This window comes from Rhodococcoides kyotonense, assembly GCF_001645385.1.
Lineage (GTDB): Bacteria > Actinomycetota > Actinomycetes > Mycobacteriales > Mycobacteriaceae > Rhodococcoides > Rhodococcoides kyotonensis_B.
Genome location: NZ_LVHI01000023.1, coordinates 215553 through 235727 on the forward strand (window position 1 = coordinate 215553; position 20175 = coordinate 235727).

General features: G+C 65.9%; 15 protein-coding genes. 2 read left to right on the top strand and 13 right to left on the bottom strand.

Going from position 1 to position 20175, the window contains the following annotated elements; all coding sequences use genetic code 11:
• Positions 1-210 precede the first annotated feature (210 nt).
• The 4 genes from A3K89_RS16930 to A3K89_RS16945 are packed head-to-tail and all read right to left on the bottom strand — an operon-like array spanning position 211 to position 3804.
• A complete protein-coding gene (locus A3K89_RS16930) occupies positions 211-921 on the bottom strand; it encodes an ABC transporter permease (RefSeq protein ID WP_068428105.1) in 711 nt (236 codons plus the stop codon).
• Complete coding sequence (locus A3K89_RS16935; RefSeq protein WP_068428108.1) at positions 918-1583, bottom strand: ABC transporter permease; 666 nt, start codon at positions 1581-1583, stop codon at positions 918-920. The genes A3K89_RS16930 and A3K89_RS16935 overlap by 4 nt, the downstream gene beginning before the upstream one ends.
• The gene (locus tag A3K89_RS16940; protein WP_068428110.1) at positions 1583-2809 is read right to left on the bottom strand and encodes an ABC transporter ATP-binding protein; all 1227 of its coding nucleotides are present in this window, start codon (positions 2807-2809) and stop codon (positions 1583-1585) included. Before A3K89_RS16940 ends, A3K89_RS16935 begins: the two co-directional genes overlap by 1 nt.
• Positions 2810-2856: 47 nt before the next feature.
• Positions 2857-3804 (bottom strand): ABC transporter substrate-binding protein, encoded by a 948-nt coding sequence (locus tag A3K89_RS16945; RefSeq protein WP_068428113.1) that lies wholly within the window; start codon positions 3802-3804, stop codon positions 2857-2859.
• A 179-nt stretch (positions 3805-3983) separates the two neighbouring features.
• Between A3K89_RS16945 and A3K89_RS16950 the strand changes: the two genes are divergently transcribed.
• A complete protein-coding gene (locus tag A3K89_RS16950) occupies positions 3984-4865 on the top strand; it encodes a glycine betaine ABC transporter substrate-binding protein (protein ID WP_254303562.1) in 882 nt (293 codons plus the stop codon).
• Here A3K89_RS16950 and A3K89_RS16955 read toward each other — a convergent pair.
• Genes A3K89_RS16955 through A3K89_RS16965 form a run of 3 tightly spaced genes read right to left on the bottom strand, consistent with a single transcriptional unit; the run spans position 4821 to position 8156 of the window.
• On the bottom strand, positions 4821-5759 hold the full coding sequence (locus A3K89_RS16955) for an alpha/beta hydrolase (RefSeq protein ID WP_068428116.1): 939 nt from the start codon (positions 5757-5759) through the stop codon (positions 4821-4823). The two genes, A3K89_RS16950 and A3K89_RS16955, sit on opposite strands and share 45 nt — an antisense overlap.
• Positions 5760-5763: 4 nt before the next feature.
• Positions 5764-6594: an SDR family NAD(P)-dependent oxidoreductase gene (locus tag A3K89_RS16960; protein WP_068428119.1), complete on the bottom strand. Its 831-nt coding sequence runs from the start codon at positions 6592-6594 to the stop codon at positions 5764-5766.
• Entirely contained in the window at positions 6591-8156 is a 1566-nt protein-coding gene (locus A3K89_RS16965) for a flavin-containing monooxygenase (protein WP_068428123.1), read from the bottom strand. The genes A3K89_RS16960 and A3K89_RS16965 overlap by 4 nt, the downstream gene beginning before the upstream one ends.
• Positions 8157-8225: 69 nt before the next feature.
• Here A3K89_RS16965 and A3K89_RS16970 point away from each other — a divergent pair, with 69 nt between their 5' ends.
• The gene (locus A3K89_RS16970) at positions 8226-8858 is read left to right on the top strand and encodes a TetR/AcrR family transcriptional regulator (protein ID WP_068428126.1); all 633 of its coding nucleotides are present in this window, start codon (positions 8226-8228) and stop codon (positions 8856-8858) included.
• Between the two features lie 67 nt (positions 8859-8925).
• Here A3K89_RS16970 and A3K89_RS16975 read toward each other — a convergent pair whose 3' ends face one another.
• The 6 genes from A3K89_RS16975 to A3K89_RS17000 all read right to left on the bottom strand — a co-directional run bounded on the left by A3K89_RS16975 (position 8926) and on the right by A3K89_RS17000 (position 20093).
• Positions 8926-12711, bottom strand: coding sequence for a multifunctional oxoglutarate decarboxylase/oxoglutarate dehydrogenase thiamine pyrophosphate-binding subunit/dihydrolipoyllysine-residue succinyltransferase subunit (locus tag A3K89_RS16975; RefSeq protein WP_084423849.1), 3786 nt, complete (start codon positions 12709-12711; stop codon positions 8926-8928).
• Positions 12712-12822: 111 nt separating this feature from the next.
• Positions 12823-16647 carry an ABC transporter ATP-binding protein gene (locus A3K89_RS16980; RefSeq protein ID WP_167674317.1) on the bottom strand — a complete coding sequence of 1275 codons (3825 nt, stop codon included), beginning with the start codon at positions 16645-16647 and terminating at the stop codon, positions 12823-12825.
• A gap of 33 nt (positions 16648-16680) precedes the next feature.
• The gene (locus tag A3K89_RS16985; RefSeq protein ID WP_068428132.1) at positions 16681-17439 is read right to left on the bottom strand and encodes an ABC transporter permease; all 759 of its coding nucleotides are present in this window, start codon (positions 17437-17439) and stop codon (positions 16681-16683) included.
• Positions 17436-18458: an ABC transporter ATP-binding protein gene (locus tag A3K89_RS16990; RefSeq protein WP_068428135.1), complete on the bottom strand. Its 1023-nt coding sequence runs from the start codon at positions 18456-18458 to the stop codon at positions 17436-17438. The genes A3K89_RS16985 and A3K89_RS16990 overlap by 4 nt, the downstream gene beginning before the upstream one ends.
• A gap of 38 nt (positions 18459-18496) precedes the next feature.
• Entirely contained in the window at positions 18497-19342 is an 846-nt protein-coding gene (locus tag A3K89_RS16995) for an LLM class F420-dependent oxidoreductase (RefSeq protein ID WP_068429049.1), read from the bottom strand.
• A gap of 34 nt (positions 19343-19376) precedes the next feature.
• Positions 19377-20093 carry a hypothetical protein gene (locus tag A3K89_RS17000; RefSeq protein ID WP_068428138.1) on the bottom strand — a complete coding sequence of 239 codons (717 nt, stop codon included), beginning with the start codon at positions 20091-20093 and terminating at the stop codon, positions 19377-19379.
• Between the last annotated feature and the right edge of the window lie 82 nt (positions 20094-20175).

Genomic DNA, 20175 nt, shown 5'->3' on the forward strand with positions numbered 1-20175 from the left:
TGCTCGGGCCCGCCCCCCGCTCGCTTGGGGCCGCCCCCCGCTCGGGACCGAATGTCACATTCGGTCACTCGGAGTGAGCACGGGGCCCCTTCGGTCCGGGCTGGGTCGGGCGGGCTGGGAGCGAGGGTGACATTCGGTCACTCAGAGTGAGCACGGGGCGCGTTCGGTCCGGGCTGGGTCGGGCGGGCTGGGAGCGAGGGTGACATTCGGTCACTCAGAGTGAGCACGGGGCGCCCTCGGTCCGGGCTGGGTCGGCCGGCGCAAACGGCCCGTCCCCGGGACCGAGGCGTACACGGCGAGGGCGAGCAGGCCGTCGATCACCAGAGCGAGCACCGCGACGAGGATGGCGCCGACGAGGACTCGGTCGTACTGGTAGAGCGCGAGACCGTCGAAGATGTAGCGGCCGAGCCCGCCGAGGTTCACGTATGCGGCGACGGTTGCGGTTGCGATCACCTGCAGCGTCGAGTTGCGCAGGCCTCCGAGGATCAGCGGCAGCGCATTGGGCACCTCGACCCGGAACAGCACCTGCAGCTCGGTCATACCCATTGCTCGGGCGGCGTCGACCACGTTGTCGTCGACATTCGCGATACCGGCGTACGTTCCGGCGAGCAACGGAGGAATGCCGAGCAGGACGAGTGCGAGGATCGGCGGCACGAGCCCCAGACCGATCAGCAACACGAGGAAGACGAGTACACCCAGCGTCGGCAGCGAACGCAGCGCATTGACGAGTCCGACGACGGCAACCTCACCACGACGGACGTGGCCGATGATCAGTCCGATCGGAACGGCGATCGCAGCCGAGACGACGACGGCCAGCAGGCTGTACCAGACGTGTTCGAGAATGCGCGCGCCGATTCCGGTGCTGCCCTGCCAGTTCGCGGCGTCGAGTATGTACGAGAACGCTCCGGAGAAGATGTTCACTTGGCGGCCTTCCGCTTCGCAGGTGCCGTCCCGAGGCGCGTCCACGGCGTGAGTCGACGGCCCACGAAGTACAGCGCCGCGTCGAAGACCAACGCGAGGAACACTATCGAGATGATGCCGGCGAGAATCTGGTCCGGATAGTCACGTTGATAGCCCTGCGTGAACAACTGGCCGAGACCGCCGATACCGATGACCGATCCGACGGACACCATCGAGATGTTGGTGACCGCGACGACGCGCACGTTCGCGACGAGGACGGGAAGAGCCAGGGGCAGTTCGACGCCGAGCGCTCGACGCAGCGGGGTGTAGCCCATTGCCTCGGCGGAGTCGGCGACGGCAGCCGGTACGGAATCCAGCGCCTCCGGTACTGCGCGGACGAGCAGGGCCGTCGAGTACACCGCGAGCGCGATGACGACGTTGACGGAATCGAGTACCCGCGTCCCGATGATCGCCGGAATGGTGACGAACAATGCCAACGACGGGATGGTGAACGCAATGCTGGCCGCGGTCAACGTGATTCGACGAACCCACGACACGTTGCGTATCAACGTTCCGACCGGTACCGCGACGACCAGTCCGATCAGCAGTGGAACGAGCGAGAGATACAGGTGGGTCTTGGTCAGATCGAGGACGACGTCGAAGTTGTCGACGAGCCACCGCATCAGCGAAGCCCGTCCCCGACGAGCGGGGCGTCTCCGAAGTAGTGCTTGTTGCGGTCCTGGTCCTCGGCTCTACGTTGCGCTGCAAGGTGTTCCAGCACCTCGGATCCGTCGATGCCACCTGCGACACGACCCTGGTCGTCGACGGCGACACCGATGCCCGACGGTGACGAGATGGCTGCGTCGAGCGCCAGTCGGAGATCTCCGCCGACGGTGAACAGCGACCCGCCGGCAGCGGTGCTCCGCTCGACGGTGTCGCCCGCGCGGATGCCCTCGACGCCGGTGACGTCGATCCACCCGAGGGGCGTGTTCGCGTCGGTGACCACGAGGACCCACTGACCCTGTTCGAGCCGAAGGTTCTTCAGGTTGTCCGCGGTGGATGTCTCGATGTCGTGCAGCGGAACGGTGTCTGCGGTCCGGAACGACAGGCCGCGGTACCCTCGATCGCGTCCGACGAACGACGCCACGAAATCCGTTGCAGGAGAAGCGAGTACGACCTCGGGGCGGTCGTACTGCTGCAAACGGCCGCCGGTGCCGAACACGGCGATCCGATCGCCGAGCCGCACTGCCTCGTCGATGTCGTGTGTCACGAAGACGATGGTCTTCTTCAATTCGGCCTGCAGGCGCAGCATCTCGGTCTGCAGATCTTCGCGCACGACGGGGTCGACGGCGCTGAACGGCTCGTCCATCAGCAGAATCGGCGGATCGGCTGCGAGTGCTCGTGCGACGCCTACGCGTTGCTGCTGTCCGCCCGACAACTGGGCCGGGTATCGCGAGGCCATCGCCGGATCGAGACCGACCCGCTCCAACACGGTCAACGCGGCTTTGCGTGCGGATCGACGGGATTCGCCGCGCAGCACCGGAACCGTCGCCACATTGTCGACGACGGTTCGGTGGGGGAGCAGTCCGGCGCTCTGGATGACGTAGCCGATGCCGCGGCGCAGTGCCACGGCATCGGTGTCGGCGATGTTCTTTCCGTCCACCGTGATCACGCCCGACGTCGGTGTGATCATTCGGTTGATCATGCGCATCGACGTGGTCTTGCCGCAGCCGGACGGCCCGACGAAGACCGTGAACGACTCCGGTTCGATCTGCAGATTCAACGTGTCCACCGCAGTGGTGCCGCCGGGAGTGGAGCCTGCGGAACGACCCCTGACGCCGGGAGTGGAGCCTGCGGAACGACCCCTTACGTCGGGATACTGCTTGGTGACGTTCTCGAACGTGATCACGGGTGGAGCGCTCCGATCGGTCGGAAAGTGTGTCGGCAGAGGTGGTCTCAGCTGACGGGCGTGCTCAGTCCCTGTTCCTCTACCCACTGCTTCGCTGCCGCGGCGGGTTCTGTCTTCGTGTCACCGGACACGGACTGGTTGAGCGCCAGCAATCCCTCGGTGGTCAGCTTGGCCGAGATCGCGTTCAGAACCTCGGTGAGCTTGTCGGAATTCTTGCCGGCGTTGACCACCGGCACCACGTTCTGCGCTGCGAAGTTGAACTTGGGATCCTCGAGCACGACGAAGTCGTTCTCCGCGATGGACGCCGACGTCGAGAAGATGTCCGCAGCCGTGACCTGACCTTCGGCGAGAGCGGCCACGGTTGCCGGGCCACCGCCGTCGGCGATCGGGACGAACTTGCTCGGGTCGATGTCGACGCCGTAGTTGGTCTTCAAGCCGGGCAGCCCGTACGCGCGTTCCTGGAATTCGGGCGGTGCGCCGATGCTGATCTCGGCCGAGTGAGGTGCCAGGTCGGCGATGGTCTTCAGATTCCACCGCTCGGCCGTCTCGCGGGTGACGACGATGGCGTCCTTGTCCTCCGCGGGTGCAGGCTCGGTGATGGCCAGCTCGGAGCCGAGTGCGTCGGGAAGCGCGGCTTCGACGTCCTCGGCGGAGGTTGCAGTCGCTTCGGGGTCGAGGTACTGCAGCAGGTTGCCGGTGTAGTCGGGGATCAGATCGATCGACCCGTCCTTGACCGCCGGGATGTACGCCTCGCGGCTTCCGATGTTGAGGGTGGTGCTCACGTCGAATCCGTTGACGCGCAGCACCTCGGCGTAGATGTTGGCGATGGTCTCCGACTCGGTGAAGTTGGCCGAACCGACGATGATGGAATTCGGGTCGTCATTGCTTGCACCGCCGCCGCTGGACAGTGGATCGGAATTGCCGCCGCACGCGGTCAACGCCAGGGCCGACAATGTGAGCGCAGCCAAGGCGCGCGTGGTACGGGTGATGTTCATGGGTTCCTTCCATCTGTTCCAGCGTGTGAACCGGCCCGGGTGGGTGCCTCGACGCTCACCGATGGTGATCGGGGCTAGCTTAGCCTTGAGGTTGCCCCGGTGATCATTTCGTTCGCCCCTTTTTTCCCTGCGTGCGAGAACCGTAAACCCGACCACCGACACAGTGCAGTAGGAGTGGAGTGTTGTTCGTGAAAGTGCGTGGCCTGCGAGCGCCCGTCGCCGTGTCGCTGTCCGTTCTGTTGTCCTGTCTCGCGGTGGCGTGCGGAGGGACGGAACAACAGTCGCCGATCGTCGTCGGGTCGGGTGACGACGTCCGCGACGAACTCGTGGCCGAGATCTACGCCGGAGCGTTGCGCTCGGTGGGAGCAGACGTCCGTACGGAGACCCGAATCGGCGATCGCTCGGACTATCTCGCCGCGCTCGACAAGGGCGATGTCGACGTCGTACCCGAGCTCACCGGCGAGTTGTTGGTCTCGTTCGACTCCACGTCGACCGCGACCGGCGCCGACGACGTGTTCGTCGACCTGAACAAGGCCTTGCCCGCGGGACTTTCGGTAACGGACTACGCGACGGCCGAGGACAGGCAGGCCGTCGCGGTCACGACGTCCGGCCCCTTCGCCGACGCGACCGCGGCGGCGGACATCGCATCCCGCTGCGGCGCTTCGACGCTCGTCGTCACCGAGGCCGACGCGTCCGCGGTGGACGTTCTGGCCCAGCGCTACGGCTGCACGTTCGGGTCCGTCGACACGGTGACCGACGACGAGAGCGTCGTCGACGCGCTGGTCGACGGTTCGGCCCAGGTCGGGATCATTCGGACGGCGTCGGCAGGCCCCGGCGCAAAAGACCTTACGGCGCTGACGGATACGGACGAGGTGTTCGCGGCTCGAAATGTCGTACCGCTTTTTCGTGACGGAGTGTTGAGCGACAGCGAGATTCGGTCGTTTTCAGTCGTGGCAGGGGAGCTGACGACAGCAGACCTCGCCGACATGATCGGCGAGGTCCGCGGTGGTGCGTCGTCAGGCGATGTCGCTGCTCGTTGGCTCGGGGAGCACAACCTCTGACGACCGCAGGCGCGCCCCGAGGAACGCGCCGAGGTGGCGGGTTGCTTCGGCGGCTTCGCGCAGAATCGAGGTCTGCAGATGCGCGACGTGCCACAGCTTCTCGTATTCGACGTACTCGACCTCGTTGCCCGACGTCAGGAGCCGGTCGTGGAAATCCACGATCTGCGAGTAGAGCACCTCGGCTTTGCCGACGTGCATGACGATGGGCGGGAGGCCGGACAGGTCTCCGTGCAGCGGCGCGAATCCCTGATCGAGGGGATCCCCGTCGCCCAGGTAGGCCTCCGCGGCCGCGAAGGACCACGCGGTGTTGACGACGATGTCCCGGGGAAACGGCGCGTCGCGTGCACCGGGGTCGACCCACGGTGAGATGAGGCCGAGCGCAGCGGGTTTCACGCCGTCGTCGACGAGATGCCGCGCCGTTGCGACGGTCAGCCCGCCACCCGCGGAATCACCGGCGATGGCGATCCTGTCCGGTGTGTACCCGTGTGCCTTGACGAGTTCGCGGAACGCTGCGACCGCGTCGTTCAGGCCGGCGGGGTACGGGTTCTCGGGCGCCAGACGGTAGTCGAGAACGTAGACGGCACTGGCTGATTCACGCGCGAGGTGTGCCGCGAGCGAGCGGTGCGTCGCGATCGATCCGATCGTGTACGCACCACCGTGCAAGTACAGCACGGCCGTGTTTCGCTCGGTTGCTCCGACGGTGATCCGCTCGGCGGGACGGCCCGCGAGCGTCGTCTTCAGGCTGACGGCGCCGTCGGGCATGGTCTGCAGCGGCGCGGCCAGATCGAGGATCCGGCGCTGCACCGAGACCGGCAACCGGGCGTCGAGCGCCAACCGGTAGAACGGTTTCAGCGCCGCGGCGACCACCGGGAGGGGCAGGTAGAAGGACTTCATCGTCCTACTTCTTTCTGGGCATGACGCGGTTGGAGATGACGGCGACCACCCGCTGATACTTCGACCCGGTGATCCGTTGGAACAGGTCCAACGCGATGGCGTCCGAACCGATGAGAACGCGGCCCTTGCCCTTCTCGACGCCCTTCAGAATGGTCTTGGCCGCTTGGTCGGGTGTGGTCTTCGCCAGCTTGGCGTCGAAGAACTTCGCGACGGACGCCTGGTCGTAGTTCTCCGCGACGGTGGCGTTGCGCGCGATGGCAGTCTTGATGCCGCCGGGATGGACGACGGTCATCTTCACCGGTGCCTTGGAGATCAGCAGTTCCATTCGCAACGCCTCGCTGAAGCCACGTACCGCGAACTTCGCGGCGTTGTAGGCGGCCTGCGACGGCATCGCGAGGAGCCCGAACAGGCTGGAGATGTTGACGACGTGCCCGTCGCCCGACTCCTGCAGGAGCGGCAGAAATGCCTTCGTGCCGTTGACGACTCCCCAGAAGTCGACGTCGACGATGCGCTCGATGTCCTTGAACGACGAATTCTCGACATCACCGTGGTAGGCGATTCCGGCGTTGTTGTAGATCTGGTTGACCTTGCCGAAACGCGCTTTCACGGTCTCGGCGTAGTCGAGTACGGTCTCGCGCTGCGTCACGTCGAGGAACTGCGATTCGACCTCGCCGCCGAGTGCCTCGACCTGGCGGACCGTCTCGGCGAGCCCGGCGACGTCGACGTCGGACAATGCGAGCTTGGCCCCACGCTGGGCCAGATTCAGTGCGAGTGCACGTCCGATGCCGGACCCGGCTCCCGTGACGACGGCGACCTTGCCTGCGAAAGCGCTCACTGTACGGCTACCTTGCTCTCGGAGTCGGCGACGACATCACCGACCGGGGTGGGAAGATCCGATACTGCGACGCTACGGTACGCCGCCAGGTCGAACCTCTTGGTCAGCTGACGGAAGCGGAACGTGAAGTCCGGCCACAGCGTCGTGTTGTTGCCGTGCTTGTCGAGGTACCAGCTGGCGCAGCCGCCGTTCATCCAGACGCTCTTCGCCATCCTGTCCTGTAGGTCGGCGTTGTACTCGTCCTGCACGTCCTTGCGCACCTCGATGGTGCCGATGTCGTGCTTGTCGATCGTGTCGATGGCATCGATGACGTAGTTGAGCTGCGACTCGATCATGTAGACCATCGACGTGTGGCCGAGACCAGTGTTGGGTCCGACGAGGAAGAACATGTTGGGGAAGCCCGCGACCGCGGAGCCTTTGTAGCCCTGCTGTCCCTCTTCCTCGAACGTCTGGGCCAGCGTCTTGCCACCCTTGCCGAAGATGCCCTGGTACGCCGGCGAGTCGGTGACGTGGAAACCGGTGGCGACGACGAGCGAGTCGATCTCGCGCTCGGTTCCGTCCTTCGTGACGATCGAGCCCGCCTTGACCTCCGCGATGCCGTCGGTGACGACGTCGACGTTCGGGCGGTCGAGGGCGGGGTAGTACGCGTTGGAGATCAGCATGCGCTTGCAGCCGATGCGGAAGTTCGGTGTGACCTTCTTGCGCAGGGCCTTGTCCTTGATGCCCTTGTTGATCTGCTGCTTCGCGATGACCTCGAAGATCTTCATCAGTGCCGGCTGCTTCGCGAGGCCGACGACCTGCGTCTCGCGGGCGGCGTAGATGCCGGTGCGCGACAGGCGCTGGAATCCGGGGATGCGCTTGAACGCGAACTTCTCGAGTGCGGTGTACTCGCGGTCGAATCGCGGGAGGATCCACGGTGCAGTGCGCTGGTAGATGTCGAGGTGCGACACCTTGTCGGCGATGGACGGCACGATCTGGATGGCCGACGCTCCGGTTCCGATGACGGCGACGCGCTTGCCTTCGAGCGACACGTCGTGGTTCCACTGTGCCGAGTGGAAGATGTCGCCCTGGAAGTTCTCGATGCCCTTGATGTCGGGCAGGTTCGGCTCGCACAGTGCGCCGACAGCGGTGACGACGACCTTGGCCGAGTATTCGCCCGTGGTGGCCGTGATGTCCCACCGGTTCGTGTCGTCGTTCCAGACGACGGTCTTGACGTCGGAACCGAACACGTGCCGATCGAGAACGTCGTACCTACGCGCGACGGCCGAGATGTACTTCTGAATCTCCGGCTGGGTCGAGAACGACCGAGACCAGTCCGGGTTGAGCGCGAACGAGTACGAGTACAGGTGCGACGGCACGTCGCACGCCGCACCCGGGTACGTGTTGTCGCGCCAGGTGCCACCGACGTCGGTACCGCGCTCGAGGACGAGGAAGTTCCTCTTGCCCTTCTGTGCCAGCTTGATCGCGGCACCCAGCCCGGCGAATCCACTGCCGATGATCACGGTGTCGACTTGGCGCGGCGCCGTCACGCGCTCGGAAGTATCTGTTACCGAAAGACTCATGCAAGTGAGCGTAAGAGCTTGTTGAGTGTGAGTCAATAGTTATTGACTACCATTCAGTAGGCTGGTCTCATGGCGAGTGTGAACAACGCAGTGGTGAAGCGGACGCGCATGAGTCCCGAGGAGCGTCGTGCGCAGTTGATCTCTCTGGGCACCGAGATGCTGTCCGAGCGTCCTCTCGAACAGGTGTCGGTGGAAGACATCGCCGACCAGGCGGGCGTATCCCGAGGGCTGCTGTTCCACTACTTCTCGTCGAAACAGGACTTCCACCTGGCCATCGTGCGTGAAGCGAGCCGGGAAATGCTCGAACGCACCGCGCCGGACACGAGCCTCGAACCGTACGAGATCCTGCGTGACTCCATCGCGAACTACGTCGATTACGTCACCGAGAACCGGGAGACGTTCATTTCCCTGCTGCGGGGATCGGCGACGGGCGACCCCGACATGCGTGCGGTGTTCGAGGAGACCCGCAGTGCCATGGCCGAGCGGACCGTCGCGAATCTCCACAAACTCGACGTCGACGCGAACCCGACCACCGAACTCGCCGTCCGCGGCTGGATCGCGTTCGTCGAAGAAGCCACCATTTCGTGGCTGCAGGACCCGAAGATCACGCGCGACGAGCTGATCGACCTCGAAGTAGGGGCGCTCCCTGCCGTCGCCCTCGCGCCGACGATGATCGCGACGCTGCTGGGCGCAGGCTCGTAGAAACGCCGAATGGCGCCTTCGGTCACTGTGAGTGACCGAAGGCGCCATTCGCTCCGAGAAGTGACTGTCAGTCCTCGCCGACGCCCGAGAAGGCCTCGTCGATGATCTCCAGCTGCTCCACGGCGTGGACCTTGCTCGAACCCGAGGACGGGGCCGACATGGCGCGACGCGAGATGCGCTTGATGTTGCTGAGCACGTCGGGCATGAGTTCCGGCATCGCGAGGCCGAAGAACGGCCACGCACCCTGGTTGGCCGGCTCCTCCTGGACCCAGCGGAACTCGGTGGCGTTCGGGTAGCTCTTGATCGCCTCGGTGATCCGACGCGTCGGAACCGGGTAGAGCTGCTCGATACGCACGATGGCGACGTCGTCGCGACCGTCCTTCTGCTTACGCGCCAGCAGCTCGTAGTAGAGCTTGCCGCTGACCATGAGGACGCGCTTGACCTTGCTGCGATCGCCGGTGCCGGTGTCGTAGGTCGGCTCGTCGAATACCGAGTGGAACTTGCCGTCGGTGAAGTCCTCGATGTTGGACACCGCGGCCTTGTTGCGCAGCATCGACTTCGGAGTGAAGACGACGAGCGGACGACGGATTCCATCGCGTGCGTGACGACGCAGCAGGTGGAAGTAGTTCGCAGGCGTCGACGGAACGGCGACGGTCATCGAACCCTCGGCGCACAGCGTCAGGAAGCGCTCGATACGGCCGGACGTGTGGTCCGGTCCCTGGCCTTCGTGGCCGTGCGGCAGCAGCAGCACGACGTCGGACAGCTGTCCCCACTTGGCCTCACCGGACGAGATGAACTCGTCGATGATCGACTGGGCTCCGTTGACGAAATCGCCGAACTGCGCCTCCCACATGACGAGTGCGTCCGGGTTGCCCACGGAGTAGCCGTACTCGAAGCCGACGGCCGCGAACTCGCTGAGTGCGGAGTCGTAGACCATGAACTTGCCGGGGTTCTCGCTGCCGATGTTGTGCAGCGGGGTGTACTCGGCGCCGGTCTTGCGGTCGATGATGACCGAGTGACGCTGCGTGAACGTGCCGCGACGCGTGTCCTGGCCGGAGAAGCGGATGTTCGTGCCCTCGTCGACGAGCGATCCGAGAGCGAGCAGCTCGCCGAAGGCCCAGTCGATCTTGCCTTCGTACGCCATCTCGCGACGCTTCTCGAGGACGGGCTTGACGCGCGGGTGCACGTTGAAGCCTTCGGGGACCTCGAGGTGGGCGTCGCCGATGCGATGCAGGATCGACTTGTCGATGGCCGTGGTCAGCTTGGCCGGCAGCTGCTGATCGAGCTCGACCGACTCGCTGGGCTCGGGGGTGAACTTCTCGAGTTCGCGCACCTCGTTGAAGACGCGTTCGAGCTGGCCCTGGTAGTCGCGGAGTGCGTCTTCCGCTTCCTTCAGGGAGATGTCACCGCGGCCGATGAGAGCTTCGGTGTAGCTCTTGCGAACGCTGCGCTTGGTGTCGATCAGGTCGTACATCGCCGGCTGCGTCATCGACGGGTCGTCGCCCTCGTTGTGGCCACGCCTGCGGTAGCAGATCATGTCGATGACGACGTCCTTGTTGAACTTCTCACGGAAGTCGACGGCCAGCTGGGCGACGCGGACGCACGCCTCGGGGTCGTCGCCGTTCACGTGGAAGATCGGCGCGCCGATCATCTTCGCGACGTCGGTGCAGTACTCGGACGAGCGCGAGTGCTCGGGAGCAGTGGTGAAGCCGACCTGGTTGTTGACGACGATGTGCACGGTGCCACCGGTGCGGTAGCCGCGCAGCAGCGCGAGGTTCAGCGTTTCCGCCACGACGCCCTGGCCCGCGAATGCCGCGTCGCCGTGGAGCATCAGGGGCAGAACCGAGAAGCCACCTTCGCCCGGTCCCTTGTCCAGCAGATCCTGCTTCGCGCGAACGAGGCCTTCGAGGACCGGGTCGACGGCCTCGAGGTGCGACGGGTTCGCGGTCAGCGAGACGGCGATGTCGTTCTCGCCGAACATCTGGATGTAGGTGCCTTCGGCGCCGAGGTGGTACTTCACGTCGCCGGAGCCGTGAGCGGCCGCCGGGTTCATGTTGCCCTCGAACTCGGTGAAGATCTTCGAGTACGGCTTGCCGACGATGTTCGCCAGAACGTTCAGGCGGCCGCGGTGCGGCATGCCGATGACGACCTCGTCGAGGGCGTGCTCGGCGGCCTGGTCGATGACGGCGTCCATCATCGGGATGACCGACTCGGCACCTTCGAGCGAGAAGCGCTTCTGGCCGACGTACTTGGTCTGAAGGAAGGTCTCGAACGCCTCGGCGGCGTTGAGCTTGCTGAGGATGTACTTCTGTTGCGCCACAGTCGGTTTGACGTGTGTGGCCTCGACGCGTTCCTGCAGCCAACCGACCTGGTCGGTCTCGAGGATGTGGGTGTACTCGACGCCCACGTGGCGGCAGTAGGAGTCGCGCAGCACGCTGAGCACGTCGCGCAGCTTCATCTTGTCCTTGCCGTGGAATCCGCCGACCTTGAATTCACGGTCGAGGTCCCACAGCGTCAGGTCGTGGCTGATCACGTCGAGATCCGGGTGCATCCGGAACTTGTCCTTGGTGAACTGCAACGGGTCGGTGTCGGCCATCAGATGGCCGCGGTTGCGGTACGCCGCGATCAGTTCGAGGACGCGCGTGTTCTTGTCGACCGTGCCCTCGGGCAGATCCTTGCGCCAGCGGATGGGCTCGTACGGGATCTTCAGCGAGTGGAAGATCTCGTCGTAGAACTCGTCGCTGATCAGGAGCTTGTGGATCGTGCGCAGGAAGTCGCCCGACTCGGCACCCTGGATGATCCGGTGGTCGTACGTCGACGTCAGCGTCATCAGCTTGCCGACGCCCAGTTCGGCGAGGCGCTCGTCGGACGAGCCCTGGAACTCGGCCGGGTACTCCATGGCACCTGCACCGATGATGGCGCCCTGGCCGTTCATCAGACGCGGGACGGAGTGGACGGTGCCGATGCCGCCGGGGTTCGTCAGCGAGATGGTGACGCCCTGGAAGTCCTCACCCGTCAGCTTGCCGTCGCGTGCACGACGGACGATGTCCTCGTACGCGTTGTAGAACTGCGTGAACGTGTGGTCCTGCGTGTTCTTGATCGCGGCGACGACGAGCGAGCGGTTGCCGTCCTTGCCAGGAAGGTCGATGGCGAGACCGAGGTTGGTCGACGCGGGGGTGACGGCGTTGGGCTTGCCGTCGACCTCGGCGAAGTGGCGGTTCATGTTGGGGAACGCCTTCACGGCCTGCACGATGGCGTAGCCGAGCAGGTGCGTGAACGAGATCTTGCCGCCGCGCGTGCGAGCGAGATGGTTGTTGATGACGAGGCGGTTGTCGACCATCAGCTTCGCCGGGATCGCACGAACGCTGGTCGCGGTCGGGATCTGCAGCGACGCGGACATGTTCTTGGCGACGGCAGCAGCGGCGCCGCGGAGAACCTTGCTCGACTCTTCGTTCGTGGTGGCGGCGGGCTTCGCCGGGGCCGCGGTCTGATTGGCGCCTGCAGCCTTGGACGTCGCGGGCTTCGCCGTGGGAGCGGGCTTGGACGGCTCCGCCTTGGGTGCCTCTGCCTTGGGAGCCGCTGTCTTCGGCGCTTCGGCCTTGGGAGCGTCTGCCTTCGGTGCAGCCTTCGCCGGGGGAGCGGGAGGGGCCGGAGGAGTCTTGCCGTTGCCCTGCGCTGTACTGCCGTTCGGAGCCGACGCGGTGTCGTCACCCGCGGGCGCGTCCGGATCGTAGTCGGTCAGGAATTCGTGCCAACTTGCGTCGACAGAAGACGGGTCTTCCTTGAATCGCTGGTACATCTCGTCGACCAGCCATTGGTTTTGTCCGAATTGGGTAGTAGAGCTGCTGCTCACGGCAGTAGTTCGCCTCTTCTCTTCTCTTCGTTCCCGATCAGCGCGCGTACTTGTCCAGGCTAGACCTCGTCGGTGAGTTACCGCCGTCCGGGACATAGCTGTGGTATGTACTCACGAGTAACTGTCGGCTTCTCTGCTGACGACTCCTTGGTGTATCGGATTATTCCCGCCGCGCGTTTCGGCCGCATCCCACAGTCGCGCGTAGTGGCCGTCTCGGGCCCGCAGATCCGCGTGTGTGCCGACCTCCACGATCCGGCCTGCGTCGACGACGACGATCAGATCCGCCCGTGCCGCGGTGGCCAGTCGGTGTGCGACGACGACCGCCGTGCGCTTGCGTGCGACTGCCGTGCTCGCGGCGAGGACCTTGCGTTCGGTGGCCGGGTCGAGGGTGGCCGTCGCTTCGTCGAGGAGCAGCAGATCCGGGTCGACGAGTTCCGCTCGGGCCAGGGCGATCAGTTGCCTCTGCCCGGCCGACAGACCTTGCCCTCGCTCGCCGACGGGCTGGTGCATACCGCTCGGAAGTGCAGCGATGGTGTCGAGAGCGCCGACGGCTCGTGCCGCGGACTCGATTTGCTCGCGGCTCGCGTCGGGCTTTCCGTAGGAGATGTTGCTCGCGACATCTCCGGTGAACAGGTGCGCTTCTTGCGGCACGACGCCCAGCCTGCTTCGGTAATCGGCGAGCCGATAGCGCCGAAGATCCGTGCCTCCGACGCGGACCGATCCGGACGTCGGATCGTAGAACCGGGCGAGCAGTTTGACGACCGTCGACTTGCCCGCGCCGGTCTGTCCGACGAGCGCGACGGTCGTACCGTGCTCGATTGTGAGATTGACCTCACGCAGCGCCTCGGTGTCCGCACCGCCATAGCGGAAGCCCACGTCGTCGAGACGAATGTCACTGCGGAGATGCCCGTTCTCGATTTCGACGACGTCACCCGACGACGCGGTCTCGATCGAACTCGGAGTGCGCAGAAGATCACCGATGCGGCGGACGCCGACACTGGCCTGCTGGTAGCCGTCGAACACCTGGGAAAGCTGCTGGATGGGCCCGAACAGCAACCCGAGGTACAGCACGAACGCGACGAGCGTGCCTGCCGAGGTTGTCCCGGTCGCGACCTGATGCGCGCCGACGAGGACGACGAGCGCCAGCGCGAGATCGGAGAGGAACGTGATGAACGGGAAGAACACCGAAATCGCGCGTTGGGAGCGCATGCGGCTGCGGCGGTAGCGGTCGGCACGTTCGGAGAATCGTTCGGCGGCGAACTCCTCGCGCCGGTACGCCTGCGCCGAGCGCAGACCCGCGATGTTCTCCTGGAAATCCGCGTTGACCGCCGAGATGCGCTCACGGGATGCCGAGTACGCGGCCGAGGAGACCTTGCGGAAGACGAGGATGGCCACGATCAGCGGCGGGACCACGGCGAGCGCGACGAGCCCGAGAGTCGGATCGGTGATCAGCAACGCGGCCGAGATGCCGAGGACGGTGATCAGGCTGACCACGGCGGTCGACGCGCCCGTCTGGATGAACGAGGACAGCGCGTCGACGTCGGTGGTCATGCGCGTCATGATGCGACCGGACAGTTCGCGTTCGTAGTAGTCGAGGCCGAGACGCTGGATGTGCGCGTAGCTACGCACGCGAAGACCGAACAGCACGCGTTCGCCCGCGCGGGCCGTGACGACGGTCGTCGCGCAGATGACGAACCACCCCACGACGGCCAGCACGACGCCTACTCCGGTGGCCACCCACAGTGCGCCGGAGTCGCCCCGGGCGACGCCGGAGTCGACGGCGTACCGCACGATCGACGGGAACGCGATCGACGACAGCGAATCCAGCGCGAGCAGGACGACGACGATCGTCAGAAGCCACCGCACGGGCTTCAGCAGGCGTGAGAGTCGGAAGTGAGGATCGGCGGTGCGCAGTGCGGGCCCGCCGGTCGCCGGGTCCTCGGTCGCCGGAGGAAGAGCGTCGACGGCCTTCTGCAGCTCGGGCGTCGACGCGACGTTGCCGAGAGCTCCTGTTGCACCCCCGCCACCCCGGCCCGGTGCACCCCCACCGCCCCGGCCCGGTGCGGTGGCGCCCGGTGCACGGGCAGATTCGGACGGTGTGACTGCGGGCCACAGCGTCTCCTCGCTCGGCTCGCATCCGCGGCACGCGGCGTCCTCGTCGTACACGGGGTCGTCGGACTCGCCGCCGGCGAGGAGTGCTCGGAACAGAGGACACCGCTCGTCGAGCTCGTCGACGGTTCCCGTGTCGATGATGCGGCCGTCGTCGAGCACGGCGACGCGATCGGCGAGCGACAGCGTCGAGCGACGATGCGCGAGGATGACGGTCGTCCTGTCGCGCTGAGCGCGCAGTGCGTCGAAGATCTTCGCCTCGGTCGCGGCGTCGACGGCGGAGGTGGCGTCGTCCAGAACCAGGACGCGTGGATCGGTCAGCAGAGCCCTCGCGAGCGCGATGCGTTGGCGCTGACCACCGGACAGCGTCAGGCCACGCTCGCCGACGGTGGAGTCGTAGCCCTCGGGCAGTTCGACGATGAAGTCGTGCGCCTCGGCGAGAACGGCTGCTCGCTCGATCTCTTCTGCCGACGCGTCGGGCCTGCCCAGCGCGATGTTCGCGGCGATCGTGTCGGAGAACAGGAAGGGCTCGTCGAACACGAGCCCGACGGCTCCGCGTAACTGCTCGGCGCTGATCTCGCCGACGTCGAACCTCTCGCCGTCTGATGTGAGCGCGACCGACCCGAATTCCGGGCTGTAGAAGCGAGGGAGAAGCAGGGACAGTGCCGTCTTTCCCGAACCCGCATGTCCGACGACGGCGACGCTCTCTCCCGGCGCGACTGTGAGATCCAGCTTCTGCAGGACGTCTCGCTGCGGATCGAATCCGAACGTCACACCGGCGAGGTCGATACCGAGGGGACCGTCGGGGAGGCGTCGGGGATGCGACGGCTCGGGTACGGACGGCTCGGTGTCCACGACCTCGTACACGCGCTCGACCGCCGCGCGCGACAGCTGGGCCATGACGACGACGGACGACAGCGTCCGGGTGATGGCCGACAGCGTCGCCACGTAGGTCGCGAACGCAAGGAACGTGCCGATCGTGATGTGGCCGTGCAGCGCGAGGTAGCCGCCGAGCGCGATGACGCCGACGAGTCCGAGCTGCGGGATCGCCGCCATCGACGGTGCGAACCGTGAGTTGATCTTCGCCGATCGCATTCGCTCGGCGAACAGCGTGCGGCCCAGACTCTCGAGACGGTCGACGGACCGAGATTCCTGGCCGAACCCCTTCACGACGCGCACACCGGTGACCGTCTCCTCGACGTGCTGCGCGAGATCGGCGGCTCGCTGTTGCGCGGACCAGGTGGCCGCGAACAGAGTGGGCCGGATTCGGTACACGACGAAGGCCACTCCGGGCACGATCAGCAGCGCGACGACCGTCAGCAGCGGCGACAGATACGTCATGACTCCCAGCGCGAGGAAGAACTGCAGCAGCGCACCCGCGGACAGCGGCACCATCGCGAGCAGGCCCTGCACGAGTTGCAGGTCGGTGATGGACCGGGAGACGACCTGACCGGTGCGAATGTCGTCCTGGCCACGGCCGTCCAGTCGTTGCAGCGATGCGAGAAGGCCCAGCCTCAGGTCGTGTTGGACGTCGATCGACAGTCGGCCGGCGAGGAACCGGCGTCCGAACTGACAACCGAATCGAACGACGCCGAGTGCAGCGATGGCCGCGGCGACCACGACGATCGTGCTGTTGTCGCCTGCGGCCGCGTCGTCGACCGCGACCCGTGTCAGCAGGGGGAACGAGATGTCGATGGCAGCGGCGATCATCGTGACCGCCAGGGCGCCGATCGCGGTTTTCCGGTGCAGCCAGCACTGCGCACCGAGCCGGCGAATCCAGCCGATCGGTCTGTCTGCAGCGCGTAGGTCGTTACCGTTCCTTGGCATCGCTCTCAAAGGTAGACCGAGCCACCGACAGCGCTACTGGACGATGTCGCGCTGCCGAGTGCGCCACCACCCCGCGGCAGCGAGTCCGATCGCCCACAGAGCCAGCACGACGGGCGCCCACGGCCACGACATCAGGAACGGAGCGTCGTCGGTATCGCCCACGGTGACCGTCGCGAGCGACGATGCCGCGGGGGTCAGCACCGAGCCGTTCGGGATCCCGAGTCCGGCAAGTATCGAGACCAGCATCGTCTCGCCCATCGGGAACCATGCGACGACGACGATTGCGGACCACGTCGGTGAACCGAACAGCAATCCGAGGCCGATGCCGATGACCGCCCACGCGACGACGGCGAACAACCCGGCGACGACGACACCGATCACGTGCGCGGTCAAGGTGAAGGTGGTGGGGGAGAAGAGCAGCAGGCAGACGATGCTTCCGATCTCGACCGCGAGCCCGTATCCGAGAGCGAACAACGCGGTGACGAGGATCTTCGTGAGTATCACCCGGTCGCGTCCGCGGGAGGTGAGGAACGACGTCGTGATCGTGTCGTGCCGGAACTCGGTGCCGCCGTTGACCGCGGCGAAGACGGCCGCGAACACCATTGCGACGCCGAGCGCCGCGTACAGGCCGAAGATCGCGAAACCGCCCTCGATGTCGAGGTCGCTCACGCTTTCGGAGATCGCCGACGAGATGGCGCTGGCGAAGATGCCCACGACGATCGGCGGCAGAGCCAACAGCCACCAGAACTTCAGCGTGGTGACCTTGCGGAGTTCCGCGGTCAGCAGTGTCATGAACGGCCTCCGTTCCAGGGTGACGACGCGTGGTTCGGTGGAGGTCCGTAGCCGGGTCCGTGATGCGGTGCCGGGAAGCCCCGCTGCATCGGTCCGACCGGCGCGCTCGCGTACTGACCTGCGGTCATCGACAGGAACACGTGCTCGAGATCGACGTGCTCGTACACGGTGCCGAACACCGTCAGGCCGGCGTCGGCGGCGATTCGGACGATCGTGTCGGTGTCGCTGCCTGCGACGCCGAGCCTGCCGTCGGGAAGCAGTTGTGCGTTGGTGACTCCGTTCGACGCGAGTGCCAACGCCAGCGCGGCAGGGTCGGAGACGGCGACGAGTGTTCGGCTCGGCCGCGACGCGCGCAGTTGCTCGACGGTGCCCTGATACATGAGCGATCCGGCGCTGACGATGACCAGATGGTCGACCGTCGCTTCGACCTCACGCAGCAGATGCGACGAGATCAGAACGGTACGGCCACCGGCCGCGTAGGACTTCAGGAAGTCGCGAAGCCACGCGATACCTTCTGGATCGAGGCCGTTGGCGGGCTCGTCGAGAACGAGAATCTCCGGGTCACCGAGCAGCGCGGTGGCCAATGCCAGCCGTTGTCGCATGCCGAGCGAGAAGCCGCCGACCTGACGGTCACCGACGTCGGACAGCCCGACGAGGCCCAGCATCTCGTCGGCTCGCGCATCCGGTACACCGACGGCCGAACAGTAGATGCGCAGATGTCCGCGTGCCGTTCGCTTGGGATGCAGGCTGCGCGAATCGAGAACGGCGCCCACTGCGCGCGCCGGGTGCGTCAGCTCGGAGAACGGAACGCCCGCCACGTACGACGCACCTGCGGTGGGCCGTACGAGACCGAGCAGCATGCGCAGGGTCGTCGTCTTGCCCGAACCGTTGGGCCCGAGGAACCCGGTGATCGATCCGCGCGGCACGGAGAAGCTGAGGTCCGACACCGCGCGGACCGCCCCGAAGAACTTGGTCAGACCCTGCGCTTCGAGCGCACTGACAGCGAAGCCGTACGTCATGCGTCAAGACAGTACGGCTTCGTTCCGACGGATGGGTGTCAGCCCAGGAACGCCGCCGCTACCTCGCGGTAGGTGATCGCCGGGTCCGCGTGGTCCGGCAGGGCATGCACGGTGACGTGTGATGCGCCTGCGTCGATGTGCTCGTGCAGACGTCGGGCAATGGACGCGGCGTCACCGTGCGCGACGAGGGCGTCGATCAGTCGATCGCTTCCACCGTCACCGATTTCCTCGTCCGTGTACCCGAGGCGCTTCAGATTGTTGACGTAGTTCCGCAGCTGAAGGTACGGGTTGTTCACCGGCGGCCGACCGATCTCGCGGCCCTTCACCGGGTCCGTCTCCAGGACGACTTTGTGTTCCGGTGCCAGCACCTTGTCCGGTCCGAGGATCGCGCGTGCCTCGGCGGTGTGTTCGGGTGGCGTCAGATAGGGGTGTGCGCCCGCGGCCCGGTCAGCGGACAGCTTCAGCACCTTCGGTCCGAGCGCTGCGAGAACGCGTCGGCTCTCCGGGACGCCGCCCTCGTCGAGCGCGTCGAGGTACGTCACGAGAGCGTCGTACGGCTTCGTGTACTCCCGCGTTGCCTCGGGATGTCCCGCGCCGATGCCGAGCAGGAACCGTCCGGGGTGCTTCTTCTCGATGCGCTGATACGACTCGGCCACCTCGGCTGCGTCGGCCGACCAGATGTTGACGATGCCGGTCGCGACGACGATGGACTCGGTCGCGTCGAGCACCTCTTCGGCCGACTCGAGATCGGCGGGAGGCGAGCCCCCGAGCCAGATCGTGCCGTAACCGTTGCTTTCGATCTGCTTGGCGAGCTCAGGCGGTATCCCCGAGAAGTGCCTCCAGATGCCGAGCCTGCCGAGTGCGGGTGTGTCGGTGATCGTCATGTTCCCTCCAACGTTCGCTTCGGGTCGAAACATTTCAGTCGGGCTCGATGATGCGGCTTTCCGGCCAGGCGGCAGGCGGGGGACCGAACGCGTCCCGAGCATTGCGAATGACGCCCTTGCCGATCGCACGATTGCCTGCGCCGCCGATGACCGCCCCTATTCCGGCGGGAAGCAGCTTGCCGAACAGCAGGGCACTCCGTTTCGCGAGGTACTTCGAGACGAACTTCTTCACGAGCGACCGGTTCATGTTCGCCATCGCGCCACCCGGAATGCGAGACGTGACGAGAGTTCCCCAGTTCTTCGCCGATGTGCCGACGGTCTTCTGCACGATCTGCATTCCGGATTCGCCCAGCGCGACCGCGAGCACGAGGGCGCGTCGTTGCTGGTGGTCGTGGACGGGAATGCCGTGCACCGACGCGACCGACAGGGTGAGCAGCGCCGACGACTCGATGAAGAACGCCGTCTCCGCACCGACCGCCGTCAGCGATGCGATCGTGCCGATCGCCGGAACTGCCGCCGCGCCGCCGACGGCACTGCCGCTGCCGGTCACCGCGAGCAGGAAACGGTTCTCGAGGCGTTCGATCAGCTGCGCGGGGGTGTCGTTCGGGTGTTGACGACGCATGTGCGCCACGTACTTCTCGACGGCCGGTCCCTGGAGGCGGCTGGCGTTGTCGAGGATGCCGACGAGGGCCTTCTCGACGCGTCCGCCCTCCTTGATGACGTCGACCTGGTCGTTCTTCTTGCTCGCCACGTCCCGCTCCGATCGATCCCTTCGGTGCCGGTTGTCGGCACCGAAGCGCTGGTACCCGTTCGGTGTCGGTTCTACCCTGAAC